General features: G+C 71.9%; 20 protein-coding genes. 11 read left to right on the forward strand and 9 right to left on the reverse strand.

What is annotated here, in order from left to right; all coding sequences use genetic code 11:
- The first annotated feature begins 115 nt into the window (after positions 1 to 115).
- A complete protein-coding gene (locus NP048_RS02500) occupies positions 116 to 1,750 on the forward strand; it encodes an FAD-binding protein (RefSeq protein ID WP_227577922.1) in 1,635 nt (544 codons plus the stop codon).
- 88 nt (positions 1,751 to 1,838) lie between these two features.
- On the opposite strand, the gene NP048_RS02505 is transcribed toward NP048_RS02500, so the two are convergent.
- Complete coding sequence (locus NP048_RS02505) at positions 1,839 to 2,444, reverse strand: Clp protease N-terminal domain-containing protein (protein WP_227577923.1); 606 nt, start codon at positions 2,442 to 2,444, stop codon at positions 1,839 to 1,841.
- Complete coding sequence (locus NP048_RS02510) at positions 2,431 to 2,673, reverse strand: helix-turn-helix domain-containing protein (protein ID WP_227577924.1); 243 nt, start codon at positions 2,671 to 2,673, stop codon at positions 2,431 to 2,433. The genes NP048_RS02505 and NP048_RS02510 overlap by 14 nt, the downstream gene beginning before the upstream one ends.
- A gap of 210 nt (positions 2,674 to 2,883) precedes the next feature.
- On the opposite strand from NP048_RS02510, the gene NP048_RS02515 reads away from it, so the two are divergent.
- Positions 2,884 to 3,555, forward strand: a complete 672-nt coding sequence (locus NP048_RS02515) for an alpha/beta fold hydrolase (protein ID WP_227577925.1) — start codon at positions 2,884 to 2,886, stop codon at positions 3,553 to 3,555.
- Between the two features lie 42 nt (positions 3,556 to 3,597).
- On the opposite strand, the gene NP048_RS02520 is transcribed toward NP048_RS02515, so the two are convergent.
- Complete coding sequence (locus tag NP048_RS02520; RefSeq protein WP_227577926.1) at positions 3,598 to 3,969, reverse strand: cupin domain-containing protein; 372 nt, start codon at positions 3,967 to 3,969, stop codon at positions 3,598 to 3,600.
- Positions 3,970 to 4,302: 333 nt separating this feature from the next.
- Between NP048_RS02520 and NP048_RS02525 the strand changes: the two genes are divergently transcribed.
- The 7 genes from NP048_RS02525 to NP048_RS02555 all read left to right on the forward strand — a co-directional run bounded on the left by NP048_RS02525 (position 4,303) and on the right by NP048_RS02555 (position 10,450).
- Positions 4,303 to 4,770 (forward strand): hypothetical protein, encoded by a 468-nt coding sequence (locus NP048_RS02525; RefSeq protein WP_256769421.1) that lies wholly within the window; start codon positions 4,303 to 4,305, stop codon positions 4,768 to 4,770.
- Between the two features lie 247 nt (positions 4,771 to 5,017).
- The gene (locus NP048_RS02530) at positions 5,018 to 5,488 is read left to right on the forward strand and encodes a hypothetical protein (RefSeq protein ID WP_227577928.1); all 471 of its coding nucleotides are present in this window, start codon (positions 5,018 to 5,020) and stop codon (positions 5,486 to 5,488) included.
- Positions 5,485 to 7,068: a hypothetical protein gene (locus NP048_RS19380; protein ID WP_431355885.1), complete on the forward strand. Its 1,584-nt coding sequence runs from the start codon at positions 5,485 to 5,487 to the stop codon at positions 7,066 to 7,068. The genes NP048_RS02530 and NP048_RS19380 overlap by 4 nt, the downstream gene beginning before the upstream one ends.
- 284 nt (positions 7,069 to 7,352) lie before the next feature.
- Positions 7,353 to 7,823: a hypothetical protein gene (locus tag NP048_RS02540; protein ID WP_227577929.1), complete on the forward strand. Its 471-nt coding sequence runs from the start codon at positions 7,353 to 7,355 to the stop codon at positions 7,821 to 7,823.
- Positions 7,824 to 8,107: 284 nt separating this feature from the next.
- Complete coding sequence (locus NP048_RS02545) at positions 8,108 to 8,572, forward strand: hypothetical protein (protein ID WP_227577930.1); 465 nt, start codon at positions 8,108 to 8,110, stop codon at positions 8,570 to 8,572.
- Positions 8,573 to 9,522: 950 nt separating this feature from the next.
- Positions 9,523 to 9,993, forward strand: coding sequence for a hypothetical protein (locus NP048_RS02550; RefSeq protein WP_227577931.1), 471 nt, complete (start codon positions 9,523 to 9,525; stop codon positions 9,991 to 9,993).
- 7 nt (positions 9,994 to 10,000) lie between these two features.
- Positions 10,001 to 10,450, forward strand: a complete 450-nt coding sequence (locus NP048_RS02555) for a beta-barrel domain-containing protein (protein WP_256769422.1) — start codon at positions 10,001 to 10,003, stop codon at positions 10,448 to 10,450.
- 208 nt (positions 10,451 to 10,658) lie between these two features.
- Here the strand turns inward: NP048_RS02555 and NP048_RS02560 are convergent, their stop codons facing one another.
- From NP048_RS02560 to NP048_RS02575, 5 genes are all read right to left on the reverse strand, one after another.
- A complete protein-coding gene (locus NP048_RS02560; RefSeq protein ID WP_227577933.1) occupies positions 10,659 to 12,452 on the reverse strand; it encodes a family 43 glycosylhydrolase in 1,794 nt (597 codons plus the stop codon).
- Positions 12,449 to 14,155 (reverse strand): glycoside hydrolase family 27 protein, encoded by a 1,707-nt coding sequence (locus NP048_RS02565; RefSeq protein WP_227577934.1) that lies wholly within the window; start codon positions 14,153 to 14,155, stop codon positions 12,449 to 12,451. Before NP048_RS02565 ends, NP048_RS02560 begins: the two co-directional genes overlap by 4 nt.
- 238 nt (positions 14,156 to 14,393) lie before the next feature.
- Positions 14,394 to 14,603, reverse strand: a complete 210-nt coding sequence (locus tag NP048_RS19340; RefSeq protein WP_308054110.1) for a histidine phosphatase family protein — start codon at positions 14,601 to 14,603, stop codon at positions 14,394 to 14,396.
- Entirely contained in the window at positions 14,600 to 14,788 is a 189-nt protein-coding gene (locus tag NP048_RS19345; protein WP_308054111.1) for a histidine phosphatase family protein, read from the reverse strand. The genes NP048_RS19340 and NP048_RS19345 overlap by 4 nt, the downstream gene beginning before the upstream one ends.
- 44 nt (positions 14,789 to 14,832) lie before the next feature.
- Positions 14,833 to 16,020, reverse strand: a complete 1,188-nt coding sequence (locus NP048_RS02575; protein ID WP_227577935.1) for a PEP/pyruvate-binding domain-containing protein — start codon at positions 16,018 to 16,020, stop codon at positions 14,833 to 14,835.
- A 56-nt stretch (positions 16,021 to 16,076) separates the two neighbouring features.
- Between NP048_RS02575 and NP048_RS02580 the strand changes: the two genes are divergently transcribed.
- Both NP048_RS02580 and NP048_RS02585 read left to right on the forward strand, forming a co-directional pair.
- Entirely contained in the window at positions 16,077 to 16,460 is a 384-nt protein-coding gene (locus tag NP048_RS02580; RefSeq protein ID WP_227577936.1) for a DNA-binding protein, read from the forward strand.
- A complete protein-coding gene (locus NP048_RS02585) occupies positions 16,457 to 17,092 on the forward strand; it encodes a transcriptional regulator (protein ID WP_227577937.1) in 636 nt (211 codons plus the stop codon). The genes NP048_RS02580 and NP048_RS02585 overlap by 4 nt, the downstream gene beginning before the upstream one ends.
- Positions 17,093 to 17,102: 10 nt before the next feature.
- On the opposite strand, the gene lgt is transcribed toward NP048_RS02585, so the two are convergent.
- Complete coding sequence (lgt, locus tag NP048_RS02590; RefSeq protein WP_227577938.1) at positions 17,103 to 18,086, reverse strand: prolipoprotein diacylglyceryl transferase; 984 nt, start codon at positions 18,084 to 18,086, stop codon at positions 17,103 to 17,105.
- Positions 18,087 to 18,098 lie beyond the last annotated feature (12 nt).

Below are 18,098 nucleotides of genomic sequence, written 5' to 3' on the forward strand. Positions count from 1 at the left end.
CATGGTGCGCGGCCCGCCCGGACCTTCCTGCCGGGGCGTTCGTCGACCACCTGCCGACGGCGTCGGCCGCGCACAGGCCGGGCAACGCCGCCCGGTCGCGCTCAGGAGGTGTGACGTGGAGTTCGACCACACGTACGACGTCGTCGTCGTCGGCACGGGAGGGGCAGGGCTCGCGACGGCGATGGGCGCCGTCGACGAGGGACTGTCGGTGCTGCTGCTGGAGAGCACCGACAAGTGGGGTGGCTCGACAGCGATGTCCGGCGGTGGCATGTGGTTGCCGAACAACCCGCTCATGGCCCGTGCGGGGGTGGCCGACACCCGCGAGGACGCGCTCGCGTACCTCGAGGCGACGGTCGGCGACGAGGGCCGCGCGACGTCCCGCGCCCGCAAGGAGGCGTTCGTCGACGGGGTCGAGGACCTGGTGACGACCGCGGAGAAGAACGGGGTGGTGTTCGCGCGCGCCGCGGACTACCCCGACTACTACCCGGAGCTGCCGGGCGGACGGATCGGGCGCGCGATCGAGGTGAAGCCGCTGGACTCCAAGGTGCTGGGGTCCTGGTGGAAGTCGCTGCGCGGGGCCATCCCGCTGCCGGCCAAGACGGACGACGTGTGGCTGCTCGGCCGCGCCTGGTCGACCCCGAGCGGGATGGTCCGGGGTGCGCAGGTCGTGTTCCGGATCCTCGGTGGTGTGGTCACCGGCAAGCGGCTCGTGGGCATCGGCAACGCCTTCGCGACCGGGTTCGGCCAGGCGGTCCTGGTGAAGCACAAGGTGCCGCTGTGGCTCGAGAGCCCCCTCGAGGACCTGGTGATCGTGGACGGCCGCGTCGCCGGTGTCCGGGTGTCCCGCGACGGCAAGGAGGTCACGGTGGGTGCGCGCCGCGGCGTCATGATCGCGGCGGGCGGGTTCGACGCGAACGCGGAGTGGCGCCGTGAGCACCACGGCATCGAGCACGCGACCTCCGGCAACCCGGGGAACGTGGGCACGGCGATCGCGATCGCGCAGCGCAACGGCGCCGACCTGGAGCTCATGGACGACGCGTGGTGGGGTGCGTCGATCGCGCCCGTCGAGGGCGGCGCCCCGTCGTTCATCGTGGGGGAGCGGTCGATGCCGTACTCGATCATGGTGGACAAGGACGGGGCGCGGTTCGCCAACGAGTCGGAGTCCTACGTCGACCTCGGGCACCACATGCTCGAGCACGACAAGGGCGTCGGTCCGTACTGGCTCGTCGCGGACGTGCGTCACGCGCGGCGCTACCTGCGGACGTTCACGCTGGACCCGCGCGCGAACCGGGCGATGACGGAGCAGGGAATCATGGTGAAGGCGCGGACGCTCGCCGAGCTCGCCGACGCCACCGGCATGGACCCCGAGACGCTGCGTGCCACCGTCACCCGGTTCAACGGGTTCGCTCGGGCCGGCATCGACGGCGACTTCGGCCGCGGGAACTCCGCGTACGACCGCTACTACGGTGACCCGACGGTCCACCCGAACCCGAACCTGGCCCCCCTCGAGAAGGGTCCGTTCACGGCGTTCCGGGTGGTCCTGGGAGACCTGGGCACCAAGGGCGGCATCGTCACGGACGAGCGGGCGCGGGCGCTGCGGGCGGACGGCTCGGTGATCGAGGGCCTGTACGCCGCGGGCAACGTGTCGGCGTCGGTCATGGGTCGCACGTACCCCGGCCCGGGGTCGACGATCGGTCCCGCGGTCGTCTTCGGTCTGGTGGCAGCCAGGGACATGGCGTCCCGCAGCTGACGTGTTCGAGGGTGAGGGCGTGGGCCGGTGCGGCCCACGCCCTCACTCCTGCGTGGTGGTCGAGGGCGACGGCGGCGAGCCGTGCGACTCAGTTCGCGACGTTCGTCCGCCCGAAGAACCGGTGGACGAGACGCGTGAAAGGGCCGGTCGGGGCCTCGGCCGGCCACGCGGGTGCCTCGGTGCCGGCCGGCACGGCTGCGGACAGGACCGCCGCGCGCACGCCGTCGGGGTCGATCCCCATCGCGCGCAGCAGGTGCGGCGAGCGTGCGGGCAGCTCCAGGACGGCGAGCCACAGCACCGTGCTGCCCACCTTGCCCTCCTTCGGCACGGCGCCGGTCTTGCGCAGGTGGGCCCACTTCGCCGACGCCTGGTTCAGCGCCGACTGCAGCTCGGGCAGGTGCTTGGGGCGTGGCGGACGTCCCGCCATCGCCCCCGTGCTCCCCGTCGGGTCGGGGGCGGCGAGGCCCAGCCGGGCCAGGTGCGGCGCGTCGTCCAGGGCGCCGTGCACGGCCGCCCGCACGGCTGCGGGCGTCAGAGCGGGGAACGACCCGACGACCTGACGCGTCAGCTCGTCATCGGCGACGAGCAGGCCGAGCAGCACGTGCTCGGAGCCGTAGGCGCGCGCGCCCAGGGCGGTCGCCTCGGCCTGCGTCGCCGTCATCGCCGCGGCGAACGTGTCGTCATAGATCAGCATCGTTGCTCCATCTGCGTGCGCCGCGCGGTCGGGTGTGCTTCTTGTGGACGGTCTGGCGGGTCACCTGGAGCTCCGTGGCGATGTCCGCCCAGGACATCCCCTGCTCCCGCGCGCGCGCCACGTGCAGGTCCTCGAGTCTGTCCGCCAGGCGGTGCAGCGCGAGGACCGTCCGCAGCCCGTCCCGGGGGTCGTCCGTCGACGCCGCTGCTTCCACCTGCCTGAGGTCCATGGGTGTCAGCCTGGTCTGACATCGTGCAGATGTCAACTCAATCTGACACCGGAGCGGGACGCCATCCGGACGGCGGTCACTCTCTTCGAACGACCCCTTTGGCGGCTTCTGAGGGTCCAGAAGCCGCCAAAGGGGTGGGTCGCCGGGAGGGGACCCGACCGTAGGCCGCCGGTGCCGCGCGGGCGCCGGGAGTGCGGCATCATGCCCGCCATGGATGTCGTGTTCGTCCACGGATCGGGCCGAGCGGGAGCCGCGAGCTGGCCGCAGCAGGCGGAGGCGGCAGAGCCCGGCTGGCTGTTCCTGACGCGAGAGGGCGTTGCCGACGACGCCGCTCGGGACGCCGGACGTCTGCTGGAGTGGCTCCGGGCACGCGGCGGGGGGCACGTCGTCGCCCACTCGTACGGCGCGAACGCCGCGGTGCTGGCGGCCCAGACCGAGCCCGGACTCGTGCGGTCGCTGGCGCTCCTGGAGCCGGCGTGCTTCGACCTGGCGCGGGGGAATCCGGCCGTCGAGGAGCACATCGCGGCGATGGCGCCCGCGTTCGAGGTCGCCGCCGACCCGTCCGTGTCGGCGCGTGAGTTCTCGCGAGTGTTCGCGAAGGGGATGGGGATGGAGCCCCCGGACGTCCCGGAGGAGGAGCTGTTCGCGCGCGTCTCCCGTCTGCGCGCACTCCGTCCGCCCTGGGGCGTCGGGCTGCGGGTCGAGCAGAGCCTGCCGGTCGGGACGCTCGTCGTCACGGGCGGGTGGAGCCCCCTCTACGAGCAGACCGCCGCGGCCCTGGTCGCCCGGGGTGCCCGGCACGTGACCCTCGAGGGTCACGGCCACCGCGTCCAGGACGACCCACAGGCCCTGGACGTGCTGCGGGACCACTGGGGTCGCTGAGCGGCGGCGCGCCCACGACGGCCGGTCGCACCGCGATCTGGCTCAGCGTGCGTCGTCGGCGTTCTCCTGGATCATCACGGGCGACGCGTGGATGCAGATCATCCGCAGGTCGCCGTCGCCGGTGTTGGTGAAGCGGTGCCAGGTGTCGGGCGGCACGACGGCGGTGTCACCGACCCGCGCGACGACCTCGTGCTCGCCGATGCGGATCGTCGCCCGACCCTCGAGCACGGACCACGTCTCGGTGTACGGGTGCCGGTGCAACCCCGGCCCCTGACCAGGGCTGTTGGTGACGAGGAAGAAGCTCACGCCGGACCCGTGGTGCACGCCCTCGAACCGCAGCGTGCGGCTCCCGGGGAGGCGCAGCGCGTCGGCAGGTATCACTCTCGGGCTGACGGTGTCGTCGTCCGCATCCATGCCGGCCCCCTGCGGTGTGTACCGGTCGACGTCGGTGTCGGTCCCACCGTACGACTCGGTCCGGACACGGCATCGAGTGATGGCGGCATCACTGAGGCAACGAACCGCGGACACCCTCGGGATGGCGTTGTCCGCACCTGACGTCAGCAGGTCGTCCGGGGTGTGGCGCGGTGACGACGTGCCCGTCTCGTCTCGGAAAGTGAATCGTCGAGACCCGCCCGCTACCAGCCGGGATGCGCTAATTTGCGACCGCCGCGGTGGTGCGTCGCACGCGACCGGGGGCCCAGGGGCGCAGGCCGATGTCGAGGAGTCGCGATGTTCCGTTACGAACGCATGCCGTCAAACCTGACCTGGCGCAGCGCCGCCTGGTACGTGGTGGACCGCGAGCGTGACGTCTGGCTGGAGAGCCTCGGCACGAACGGCCCGGTCGGGCACCGGGTGCTCGCGGTCTGCGTCGGCGGGAGGAAGCTCCCCTTCGAGGTGGACCCGCGGGGCGACGTGGGCGGCGTCCGCATGCACCAGGTGACCTCGTTCGGGTTCAGCCGCAAGGCGCAGGTCTCGCACGGTATCGAGCCGTGGGAGCCGTACCCGGTACCCGAGGCCGACGCGCTCGTGCTCCAGGAGCTGGCGGTCGAGGGGATGCTCGCGTTCATGGTCGCGGAGGCCGACCGGATGGGGTACGACCCCGGCGACCTGCAGGTGCAGCTGAACGTCCCGGGCGTTCCCGTGCGCCGCCTTGCCGACTACGGCTACGCCGGCGGGATCCCCACGGACGTCGAGCGGCGTGACGGCGTCGGGTGACGGGTGGTCGGCCGCGGCATCGCTGAGGCAACGGAACCGCCGGCGCCCTCGGGATGGCGCTGTCCGCGCCTGACCTCAGCGGGTCGTCCGAGGGTGTGGCGCGGTGGCGAGTGCCCGTATCGCCTCAGAAGAGTGAATCGTCGAACCCGCCCGCCACCAGCCGGGATGCGCTATTTTGCGCCCGCCGCGGTGGTGCGTCGCACGCGACCGGGGGTCCAGGGGTGCAGGCCGATGTCGAGGAGTCGCGATGTTCCGTTACGAACGCATGCCGTCGGACCTGACCTGGCGGAGCGCCGCCTGGTACGTGGTCGACCGAGAGCGTGACGTCTGGCTGGAGAGCCTCGGCACGAACGGCCCGGAGGGTCACCGGGTGTTCGCGCTCTGCGTGCGGGGGACGAAGGTGCCGTTCGAGGTAGACACCCGAGCCGTCCTCGACGGTGTCGAGATGTACGAGGTCTCCTCGTTCGGGTACAGCTTCAAGGCGCAGAACTCGAACGGCATCGAGCCCTACCGCGTTCCGGAGGACCCGGAGGTGGCGCTCGCGCTCGAGGAGCTGGCGGTCGAGGGGATGCTCGCGTTCCTGGTCGCGGCGGCCCACCGGAGAGGGTACGACCCGGGTGACCTGCAGGTCAGGCTCAGTGCCCGCAAGGCCGGCGTCCGTCGTCTGTCCGACTTCGGATATGCCGATGGGGTTCCTGCGGAGGTCGACCACCGATGACGACGACGAGTCCCGTTCTCCTGGCGGAGTCCTACGCCGCCCGCGGGATCCTGGTGGACGAGGTCCTCGACGCCGGGGGCGTGGTCCAGTGGCTGCAGAAGTCCGTCGCCGACGGCCGTTCGCTCAGCGTGGGAGAGGCCCTGGCGTGGCTGGACGTGGCAGGTCAGAGTGGTACGGCGCTGACGACGGACCATCTCGCGGCCCTGGCGCGGGCGACGTCCGCGGGGCCGTGGCAGGGTAGCGCGAACGCACCGGTGACGGTGCTCTACAGCAACGGCACCGCCTGGGGTACGGCCACAGCCTTGGCCAGGAACAACCCGGACGCGGTCAGGATCATCGACAACTCCCACGTCGGCCAGCTCCTGTCGAGCGACGAGATGCATGAGGCGCTCGAGGACGCGATCGCCGCGACCTACAACGGCACGGGACCGACGGTGCCGGCCCAGGTGGACAACTTCCTCTTCGAGGCCGCGACGCTCTCCGTTGACGGCACGCGTACCGAGGGCGGTCTCTGGGACCAGGCGTCCGCCCGGTTCGCCGCGGAGACGCGCGGCCACGTCATCACCCTGACGCCGACGTCACTGAACGACCGCACCTTCGCCGTCACGGAGCTCGAAGGCGTCCTCGACAACCCGAACGTCGACACGATCAACGGCGTCTCCCGGAGCGTCCTCGTCGAGGTGCGGGACACCGCGCTGGCCCGGGGAGCCACCTGGATCGAGGCGCACACCGCGGCCCTGGACGCGACCAACTTCGCGTCCAACGCGATCACGTCCCAGTTCGAGTGCCCGGGCGCTCAAGGAGGAGTGAAGGGAGGGGTTCGCGCACCCGCACCTACCCGTCGTCAGGCCGCCCGGCTCCACTGGAACGTGCCTGCCGACGTGCACGTGCGCTGCTCGAGCGCCGCGCCGTCGGCCGTCGAGCCGCCGACCACGCCCACGCACTTCCCGCTGCGGGTCACCAGCTGCTCGTACCCGTCGCCCGACCGCCACGTGAACTGCTGGTTGGTGCCGCCGTGGCAGGTGTACTGGATGAGGCGGGCGCCGTCCGCGCCCGACGCACCACTGACGCCGGGATGCGCTAGCTTGCGGCCGCCGCGGTGGTGCGTCGCACGCGACCGGGGGCCCAGGGGTGCAGGCCGATGTCAAGGAGTCGCGATGTTCCGTTACGAACGCATGCCGTCGGAGCTGACCTACCGCTCGAATGCGTGGTACGTCGTCGACCACGACCGAGATGTGTGGCTGGAGGACCTGGGGACGAACGGTCCGCGTGGACACCGTGTGTTCGCGTTGTGCTTCCGTGGCTCGAGGATTCCCTTCGAGGTTGACCCTTCTGTCGAGGTCGACGGCACGCGAGTGCACCAGATCACCACGTTCGGCACCAGCCACACAGCCTCGTTCATGCACGGCGTCGGCGAGTACGCGTTCAGCGGCAAGGACGAGGCCCCGTGCACCAGCTTGTCGACTTCGGATACCCCGACGGCGTTCCCATTCGACAGCGAGAACGACGCTGAGCGGGCTGTAGACGAGTTCTCAGCTCAGCGCGAGCGAGGCGGTGGCCTGGCTCGACCTGGCTCATAGCAGCCCCTGGCAGGTGACCGCCGACAATCTCAGCGACCTCGCCCGGGCGACGTGCATGTCGGGCCCGGAAGAAGCGCAGCGCGAGCCCCGGCGGCCGGGATCGCGGGGCCGGTGCGGCCAGCGGCTGATGCTCGCGGGCATCTGGACGGTATCCGTCCTGTCTGATGGGACCGGCAGACGTCCGGCTCGCAGGTCCTCGGCAGCTCACGCTACTTTTCGCCCGCCGTCCGGGTGGTCTGCGCGCGTGCGCGCCCCGAAGCTGTGGGCCACGTCGAGGAGTCGAGATGTTCCGTTTCGAGAAGATGCCGCCGGATCTGACCTACGACTCGCACTCGTGGTACGTCGTGGACCGCGAGCGGGACGTCTGGATGGAGAGCCTGGGGTCGAACGGTCCGCGGGGTGACCTGGTGTTCGCCCTGTGCGTCCGAGGCCGCAAGATCGCCTTCGAGGTAGCCAACGACGGTGTCACCGACGGTCTCGTGGTGCACCAGATCACGACCTTCGGCCGCAGCTACCAGGCAGAGTTCGCGCACGGCATCCGGGTGCAGGACGTCCCCGACCCCGACGAGACGTTCGCCCTGCAGGAACTCGCAGCTGAAGCCCTGCTCGTGTACCACGCGGGTCAGCGCGCCAGGTTCGGCCGGACCTCCGAGGGCCATCGCGTGGCGCTCTCCGCCGGTGACCAGCCGGTGTACAACCTGACCGACTTCGGGTATGACGGCGGAGTCTCGACAGACGGTGCGATCAACGACTGACCTTCCGGCCGACGACCAGGTCGTGCTCGAGGCTGAGGTGGCCGCGCTCCGGCCAGTCGTCGCCGAGAGATCGCACAGGCAGGAGGCGCAGCCCAGTGGCTGGCGCAACGCGCCACGTCAGGGTCGCAACTCAGCGCGAGTGAAGACCAGTTGGACGGCTGTCCGTCTTGTCTGATGGGACCGGTAAGCGTCCGGCTTGCAGGTACTAGGGCAGGTCACGCTAGCTTTCGCGCGCCACGCGGGTGACTGTCCCGCCGGGCGGGTGGCCATGTCGAGGAGACGCGATGTTCCGTTACGAGAAGACGCCACCAGAGTTGACCGTGTTCAGCAACGACTGGTACGTAGTGGATCGCGACCGGGACGTGTGGCTGCGCAGCCTGGGCACGAGCGGCCCGAGTGGCGACAGGGTCTATGCCCTGTCCGTCCGCGGCAAGATGATCGCCTTCGAGGTCTCCGACACGGACGAAGGCGCCCTGGTCGAGCAGATGCAGACGTTCGGTGCCAGCCACCAGGCGAGGTTCGCGCACGGCATCCCGTGGCAGACGTTCCCGGACGAGGACGAGCGCGTCGCGCTGGAGGAGCTCGCCGCCGAGGCGCTGCTCGCATACCGCGCGGGAGAGCGGACGCATTATGGGCTGCCGCCCGAACAGCATCGCGTCAGGCTTCCCGGTCGTCATGCTCCAGTCCACGTCCTTGCCGACTTCGGCTACGGCACGGAGCTCTCCACGGGCGGTGACTCGAATGGCTGAGACCGACGCGCTGTTCCTCCAGCTCGAGATCGATGTTGTTCGGCCGTCATCGCGGAGCAGATCCAAGCGGCCGGCGGTGCGACCCAGTGACTCCAGCAGCGCGCCGCCTCGGGGACGCAGCTGAGTGCGAGTGAGGCGCTCGCCTGGCTCGACCTCGCGAGTAGCGGGCCGCAGCCACTCACCGCTCAGAACCTGACGATGCTGGCGGACGCGACGTCAGTGGCGCCCTGGAAGGGGAGCTCCGCCCCGAGTGTCACGATCCTCTACAGCGCCGGTACCGCCGGCGGCAGTGCGGCCGCCATCGGCGAACACAACGTCGACACCGTGAGGATCATCGATCACTCGCACGTGGGACAGCTCCTCGCCAGCACGGCCTTCAACAACGCGGCGCGCCGTCTGGCCTTCGCGTCGACGGATGGCTCGGCCCAGCAGGTCAAGGATTTCCTCTCCGACTTCCTCTACGAGCCCGCCACTCTGTCGGAGGACGGGGCGAGGTCGGGCGCGTCCGGGAGCGCGACGAGGCGGTCGCCGCGTACGGCTCGACCGTCGACGGTCAGCGCCCCGAGCGTCGTGATCCGCACGGGGACAGCATCGCCTACCCGGTGTCGAGGACGGGTCCGACGCGAACTCCGGGGTGCCCGAGCGCGGCGCGTCGCTGGTCGGCACACCGCGCACCCGCGTCACGACTCCGGGCACGGCGACGGGACTCCCCCGGCCGGGTGAGGAGGCTCGGCGGCCACTGGTCGCTCCGACGTCCCAGGCTCAGCCCTGCGGCCGGCTGCCCCGTTGCGACTGGTGGGCGTTTCGTGAGCGGTGGGCGTCTTGTCTGGCGGGACGACAGGCGACTGGCTTGCGGGTCCTAGGGCAGGTCACGCTACCTTTCGCGCGCCGCTTGGGCAGTCTGTGCAGGGGCGCGTCCCTCACGCTGTCGGCCACGTCGAGGAGTCGAGATGTTCCGTTACGAAGTGATGCCGCCTGAGCTGACCTCCCTCACGAGAGTGTGGTATGTCGTCGACCACGATCGTGACGTATGGCTGCGGGGGCTGGGGACGAACGGCCCCACCGGGCACCGCGTCTTCCTGCTGTGCGTGCGAGGCGCGAGGATCCCGTTCGAACTGGATCCGTTCGTTGAGGAACAGGGCGTACCGGTGCACCAGATAACGATTTTCGGGCACAGCCACACGGCGGCTTTCACCCACGGGATCCAGGCTCACTCTTTCGACGACCCAGAGGAGAGATTCGCAATCGAGGAACTCGCGTCCGAGGCTGTGCTCGCCTTCCTGACCGCTAGGGCCGCGCAATTGGGGGCGCCAGCCCCCGGTCTACGCGTCAGGCTGATCTCCGGAGACTGCCCGATCTACGGGTTGGCAGATTTCGGTTACCGCGACGGCGTTCCCACGGATGGTGAGACCAATGACTGAGCAGGTCGTGAACCATGACGCATTCATCATGGAAGTCGAGATGGACGCGATCCGCCCTGTCGTGGCAGAGCAGGTAGCCGAGAGTGGCGGCCTGCTCTCATGGCTCGACTCTCGCGTCGCAGCCGGTCAGCAGCTCAGCGCGTCCGAGGCTCTCGTGTGGCTCGACCTGGTCAGGGGCAGCGGGACGACCCTCGCAAGCGTGGACGCCGAGACGACACCTGAGGTCTGGGGGGTCGTGACGACGGTCTCGGCGGCGCCGTCGGTCGACCCGTCGACAGGGGAGACGAACTACGTCGCGCGGCTGTCCGTCGACGACGACGCGCCGGGATCCCTGCGCGAGGCGTTCGTCGCCGGCATGCCGGTCGAGGCGCAGCTGCAGATGGGGCGACGGACCGTCCTGTCCTACCTGCTCAAGCCCATGTCGGACCAGCTGGCCCGGGCGCTCAAGGAGGAGTGAGGCGAGAGGCGGTTCCTTCCCCGGGCCGCCGCTGACGAGCAAGTAGCTGACGCCGTACCCCTGCTGCGCACCTTCGAACCCCAGGGGCGGCCCCTCTGCGTCGTGCCGCTCGCTGCCGCCGAACGACCGCGCACCGACACCTCTCCAGCACACGACGTCGGCGGCCCCGAGGCCTCCGGGAGCCGCCGACCTCGCGCGGGCCGTGGCGTCAGGACTCGCGGCTCCACTGGGACGTTGCCGCCGACGTGCACGTGCGCTGCTCGAGCGCCGCGCCGTCCGCCGTCGACGCCCCGACGACGCCCACGCAGCGGCCGCTGCTGCGGTTGACCAGCTGGTCGTAGCCGTCACCCGTGGGTCGCCACTGGAACTGCTGGTTGGCGCCGTCGTGGCACGTGTACTGGATGAGCCGGGCGCCGTCCGCCGTCGACGCACCGCTGACGTCGAGGCACTTGCCGCTGTGCACGCTGCGCAGCGTCACGTACCCGCCGCCCGCGTCGACGACGTGCCAGCGCTGCCACGGCTGGCCGTTGCTCGCCCACTGACCGACCACCGCGAGGTCGTCGCGGTTGGGGGCCTGGACGTCCATGACCTTGCCGCTGGCCCGGTTGACGACGCGGACGTCCGTGGGCGTCGTGCCACCCCCGCGGGCGAACTGCCAGCTGGTCAGGTTGAACAGGCTGCCGCCGGACCCGGCGAACCGCAGGTACAGGTCCCGCGTCCCCGTGGCGCCGGTGACGCCGCAGCTCACGGTCGTCCACGTCTGCCACCCGCCCGTTCCCGGCACGGTGCACGTGCCGGCCAGCGGGCCGGTCGTGCTGTCGAGCCGGACCTCGATGCGTCCGCCGCTCGTGGCCGACGCGACGCGTGCGCTGAACGTCGCCGCGCCGGTGCCGAACCCGACGCCCTTGACCTTCAGCCAGTCCCCGTCGTCGATCCACCCGACGTTCATGCCGCCCTCGGTGGCGCGCTCGGTCTCGACGCCGCTGGCCCACGCGCTCGTCTCGGCCTGCTGCGTCACGTAGGGGTCGAGCGGCTCGATCTGCGGCGGGCCGGCGCTCGTCATGGACAGCGTCGGGATGGACCCGTCGGCGCCGTAGGTGAACTGCTCGACGGCGACCGAGCGCGTGAACCCGCCCCCGCCCGGCAGCGCACCGTTGTGGTAGAAGAAGTACGACCTGCCCCGGTAGTCGACGACCCCCGGGTGGTTGGTGAAGCTGCCGCCCTGCGTGGGCATGACGACGCCGCGGTACGTCCACGGGCCGGTCGGTCCGGGTGCCGTCGAGTAGCCGATGAACTCGCTGCAGCACGCCGCCGCGAAGACGTTGTAGTACGTGCCGTTGCGCTGGTAGACCCACGGGCCCTCCTCGTAGAGGGTGGGCCGCTGCGCGACGTTGCCCGGGCGGGTGCCGAACCCCGCCGTCGTCAGCGGGATCCGGGCGGGGCTGCCGGCCAGCGACACCATGTCGCGGTTGAGCTTGACGTACCAGAGGTTCGGGTTGCCGTAGTAGAGGTACGCCTGGCCGTCGTCGTCGATCATCACGCTCGGGTCGATCTCGGCGTTGTCGACCAGGGGCCGCCCGATCGCGTCGCGGAACGGCCCGGTGGGGCTGTCCGACACCCCGACGCCGATGGCGTTGCCGCCGCCGCGCTTGACGACCGGCACGTAGAAGTAGAACCGTCCGTCCCGCTCGACCACCTGCCCCGCCCAGGCGTCGGACTGCGCCCACGAGAACGTCGCCAGGCTCATGGGGGAGCCGTGGTCGGTCCAGTTCGCCATGTCGGTCGTCGACCAGACCCGCCAGTCCTTCATGGTGAACCAGGTCGAGCCGTCCTCGTCGTGGGTCGTGTAGACGTAGAGCCGGCCGTCATGCACCAGCGGGGCCGGGTCGGCCGTGTAGATCGTCTGGACGATCGGGTTGTCCGCCTGCGCCGGGACGGCGAGGGCGACGGGCGTGAGCAGGGCTGCGACCGCCAGCGCCGCCACGCGCCACCGGCGGGTCATCGCCGGCTCCACGTCTGGTTGGCCGCGCCGGAGCAGTGCCACAGCAGCACTGCGGTGTTGTTGGCGGTGAGGTTGCGGTCGACGTCGAGGCACAGGCCGGACGCGACGCCGCGGATCGTGCCGTTCGACTGGAACGTCCACTGCTGGTTGGTGCCGCCGTGGCAGTCCCACAGCTGCACGGCGCTGCCGGCCGCGGCACCGGGTGCCGCGTCCAGGCAGCGGCCCAGCACGCGCAGCTGCGCGCCCGTGGCCTCCCAGCGCTGGTTGGCCCCGCCGTGGCAGTCCCAGATCACGGGCTTGGTGCCGTTGGTCGTCGCGCCGTTCGGGGCGTCCAGGCAGCGGCCGGACGACGCACTGACGAGCGTCGTGGCGGTGCCGGGCTGCTGCGTGGGCGTCGGCGTCGGCGTGGGCGACGCCGTCGGGTCGGGGCCCGTCCCGCCGGGGGTGATGCGGTAGAGCGCGACGCCGTGCGCCGGAACCGTCGCGGTGATCCGGTCGCCGGTCTGGCCGGACGCGCCCGTCCACAGCTCCCGGAACGTCGCCGTGCCCGTCGGCAGTCCCGCCTCGGTGAGGCTCGCGGAGATCGTCCGGGCGCTGCCGCCGCGGTTGAGCAGCGCCACGGCCGCGGACCCGTCGGCCAGGGGCTTGACCCACACCTCGGCGTCGCCGTCGTCGCGCACCCGGTCGGCCTGGCGCACGAGCGGGTCCTGGTCGATCGCGAGCACGTCGCGGTTGGTGAGGATGTTGCGGACGTCGGCGCTCATGTTCCGGATGTCGTTGCCGGCGATGAGCGGCGCGGACAGCATCGCCCACATGCTCATGTGTGCGCGGTTCTCGGTGGGCGACAGGGTGTTGCGGACGCCGACCATCAGCATGTCGGGGTCGTTGTACTGACCCGGCTTCGTCCACTCGCGCATCGGCTCGATGATGTCGAGGGCCTCGGTGATGCCGACGAAGCACCACTGGTCCGACGGCGGGCAGCCGGTCGACCACGCGTCCTTGAGGTCCTCGGACGTGCGCCACATGTCCGCGAACGCGCCCCAGCCGGAGTACGTCGGGGCGGTGTTGTCGTGCGCGCTGTTGGGGTTGATCGAGTAGACGATCGGGCGGCCGGTCGCCTTGAGCGCGTCGCCGAACCGCTGGAACAGCGTCACCTGCTCCTGCACGTTGCCGCGCGGGTCGCACCAGTCGTGCTTGACGTAGTCGACGCCCCACGACGCGAACAGCTGGGCGTCGCGCGTCTCGTAACCGTTGGACGACGTCCCGGGGCGGTTGTTGAAGTACTGGTCGCACGTCTTCTCGCGCGGGGCGTGGTAGAGCCCGAACTTCAGGCCCTTGGAGTGGATGTAGTCGCCGAGGGCCTTCATGCCGGACGGGAAGCGCGAGGTGTTGGCCCGCAGGTTGCCTGAGCCGTCGCGGGTGTCCTGCATCCAGCAGTCGTCGACGACGACGTACTGGTAGCCGGCGGCGGCCATGCCGGAGCTGACCATCGCGTCCGCCGCCTGGCGGATCATCTGCTCGTTGATGTTGCAGTAGAAGGTGTTCCAGCTGTTCCAGCCGAGCGGTGGCAGGGGCGCGGGCTCGTCCACGGTGGGGGCGGGCGCCGCGGCGGCGGGTGCGGCGAGGCCCACGACGGGCGACACCAGCAGGACGAGGGCGAGCGCGAACGTGTGGAGCCTGGAGCGTGGACGGCTGCGGGACACGGAGGTCTCCTCGCGGACGTGGCCCGAGCGCGGGCCGGACCGACCCGGCGGACGTCGGTGTCCGGCGGGGCGTCACGGCGGGCGCGCCCGACTCTCGCAGGGAGTCGGCCGAGGATCCGGTGCGGAGGGCTGGGCGCCCCGCCGTGAACGTTCACAACGTGCTCGTCGAGAGTACGCACGCGGCCCAGCCGGTCCAGCGGTGAAACGCTTCGACAGCGGGGACCGTGTGCCCGACCGGTCAGGGTGCGGTCGCCCGCCGGAACCCCGTCCACCGCAGGTCCGCCGGGAGGTGGCCCATGTCGTTGTACAGCACGAGCGTCGGCGGGACGCCCGGCCGGTACTCGATCGCCGTGAGGGCGGCGTTCGCGCTCTCCAGGCCGAGCCACCGCGCCTCCGGTGCGTCGAGGGCGTGCCGCACCAGCCACGCGATCGGATAGGCGTGGGTCACGAGCAGCTCGTGGGTGTCGACGCGCTCGCGGCAGCCCGCGGCAGCGGGGAGTGCCGCACGGCGTCGAGCGGCAGGTGCGCGAGGCGCGCGCCCAGCAGGTCCGCCTGCCGACGTCCCACGGCAGTGAGCTCGCCGAAGGCGTCGGCCGCGCCGTGCCGCGCGAGGTACAGGTGGCGGACGGCCATGCGGGCTCCTCAGGTGCTGGTGGTGGGGACGACGGTGCTCGTGGTCACGCGCTCGTCGTGACGGTGCCGCCGTCCCCGTCGACGGTGAGCGTGACGCCATCGGCGAGGGTCGACATCGCGCCGGCCACGCCCAGCACGGCGGGGATGCCGCGTTCGCGCGCGACGATCGCGGCGTGCGACAGCACCCCGCCGGTCTCGGTGACGACACCGGCGGCGAGACGCAGCAGCGGGGTCCACGCCGGGTCGGTCCACGGGCACACCAGGACGTCGCCCGGTCGCACGCGGGCGAAGTCGCCCGGGCCGCGCACGACGCGTGCGGGGCCCGTCGCGGTGCCGCGGCTGCCGGGGGTCCCCACGAGCGTGCCGGGGCCGACGTGCGGGGCGCCGTGCGCGGGCGGCGCGCCGTGCTCGTCACCGGAAGGCCGCCCGGGCGGCGGTGCGGTGACCGGGCGCGCCTGGAGCACCCACGTCGCCCCTCCCGCGACCGCCCACTCGATGTCCTGCGCACCACCGAGGACGTCGGTGATGCGTCGTCCGAGCCGTGCGAGCCTGCGCGCCTCGTCGTCGGCGAGCGTCGGGCGCGTGCGGTCCGGCTCGGGGACGTCCCTCGTCACGACGCGCGTCCCGTCCCTGTCCACGCGGGTGCGCTTGTCCGCGACCGCGCAGGTCACCATCCCGTCGGTGGCGACGCGGTACGTGTCGGGCGTCACCGTGCCGCCGACCACGCTCGTGCCCAGCCCCCAGGACGCCTCGATGACGGTGACGGCGTCGGGGGCCGTGAACATCACACCGGAGACGTCGGCCTCGACCAGGCGCTGCACGAGGACGCCCATCGTCGGCTTCCCGGCCGTCCCGTCCGCGGTCGCGTCGCGGTAGGCGAGAGCGCGCGTCGAGCCGAGCGACGCCCAGCAGGTGCGGACCGCAGCGGCGACCGTGTCGGCGCCCTGCACCGCGAGCACCGTCTCGTGCTGCCCTGCGGCCGACGCGTGCAGGCCGTCCTCGTCCGCGGCCGACGAGCGCACCGCGACCGGCACGTCACCGAGGGTCGCGAGGGACCGTGCGAGGTGGTCGCGGAGGTCGTCGGGAGGCTCGCCGTGCGGGGCGGCGCGGTGGACGGCGAACGGCACGACGAACCCGTCCGGCACGGTCAGGCGCGCCCGGACGAGCCGGCCGAGGGTGCCGGCCTTCGCGCCGCAGGTCGCGGCCGTGGCGTCCGCGAGCGGTATGAGCACCGGCGCTCCTTCAACGTTCCATTGACAACGTTCTGTTGACTATGCACGATCGACGCATGGACAGCAAGGACGACGTCGCCCGCGAGGACCGTGCGCAGGCGCAGCGCGAGGTCGACGCGCGCCGGCGCCTGCTCGAGCTCGGCGCCGACGCGCTCGCCGACCGGCCCTGGCGCCCGGCACCCGTCCCGCCGTCGGCCGTGGACCTCGTGCAGTACGCCCTGCACCGCTCGTCGGACCTGGCGCCCGAGGACGTGCTCAGCGCCCTCGCGCTGCTGCCCGCGGCCCGCGCCGAGGTCGAGGGTCTGGAGGACGGCCTGCTGTTCGTCGCGCGCAGCGCCGGCCTGACGTGGGCGCAGATGGCGCAGGCCATGGGCTTCAACTCCCCGCAGGCGTGCCAGCAGCACTACGTGCGGCTGACCGCGCGGCGGGCCGACGCATGACGCAGCCCTCGGCCGCCGACCTGCTGGCGCTGCACGCGGTGCGCCTCCTCGGGTTCGCCGACACCCCGGCCGTGGCCCGCCGCTTCACGCTCGACCCCGCGGCGACCGCGGAGCTGCTGCTCGACGCCCAGGCGTACGGGTGGGTGTCCCACGCGCAGTTCGCGGACCTGCGCGGCTGGTCCCTCACCGAGTCAGGCCGGGCGCGCGACGAGGCGCTGCTCGCGGACGAGCTGGACCGCACCGGCGCCCGGGCCGCCGTCCGCGACGTCCACGCGGCGTTCCTGCCCCTCAACGCGCGGCTGCGCCAGGCCTGCACCGACTGGCAGCTGCGCCCGTCCCCCGCCGACCGGCTCACCACCAACGACCACACGGACCCCGCGTGGGACGCCCGGGTCCTCGCGGACCTCGCCGCCGTCGGGACGGGCCTGGCACCGCTCGCCGAGCGGCTCGCCGGTGTCCTGGCGCGCTTCGCCGGCTACGACGAGCGGTACGGCGCGGCCCTTCGGCGCGCGGCCGCGGGGGAGGCCCGGTGGGTCGACGGCACCGACGTCGACTCGTGCCACCGGGTCTGGTTCGAGCTCCACGAGGACCTCGTCGCGACACTCGGCACCGGCCGGCACGCGGAGGCGTGAGCCGGCACGGTCAGGGGCGGCCGTCCGCCGTCGCCGACCGGTCGACCGCGGCCTCGTCGACCGCGGCCTCGTCGACCGCGGCCTCGTCGACCGCGGCCTCGTCGACCGTCGACGCGTCCACCGTCGTCGTCTCCGCCGAGGCCTCCGCCGTCACCGACCCGTCCACCAGCACCGACGTCTCCGGCTCGGGGTGTCGCCGTCCCTGGACGACGACGAGCGCCACACCCACCGCGACTGCGGCGAGCGCGCCCCACACGTTCGCGGGCAGCCCCAGCGGCGTCACGCTCGACGGGTCGATGCGCAGCAGCTCGAGCCACACGCGGCCCGCGCCGTACCAGATGAGGTAGACGCCGAACGCGCGGCCCCAGCGCAGCGCGAACCGCCGTTCGAGCCACAGGATCACTGCGATCCCCAGCAGGTTCCAGAGCATCTCGTAGAGGAACAGCGGGTGGAACAGGGTGTCCGGGGGCAGCCCGGGCGGGAACGCGCCGTTGCTCGCGGGGATCTCCAGGCCCCACGGCAGCGTCGTGGGGCTGCCGAACAGCTCGTGGTTGAACCAGTTGCCGAGGCGCCCGATGGCCTGCGCCAGCAGCATGGCGGGCGCGAGCGCGTCGGCGAACGACAGCAGCCGGACACCGACCCGTCGGCAACCGATGGCCGCACCGATGGTCCCGCCGATCAGGGACCCGAGGATCGCGATGCCGCCGTTCCAGATGTACAGGACCTCGATGAGGTCCTTGCCGGGCCCGACGTAGTCGCCCCAGTGCGTCAGCACGTGGTAGATCCGGGCTCCGACGATGCCGCACGGGATCGCCCAGATCGCGATGTCGACGACCGCGCCCTCCGGCCCGCCGCGTGCGGTCAGGCGCCGGGACGTGAGCCACACCGCAGCCGCCATGCCGGCGAGCAGGCACAATGCGTAGGTGTGGAGCGTCAGGGGGCCGAGGGAGATCCCGGACCACGCGAGGTCGGGGCTGGGAATGCCGAGGTGCATGCCCTCAGCATC

It is taken from the genome of Cellulomonas xiejunii (assembly GCF_024508315.1).
In the GTDB taxonomy this organism is placed as follows: Bacteria; Actinomycetota; Actinomycetes; order Actinomycetales; family Cellulomonadaceae; genus Cellulomonas; species Cellulomonas xiejunii.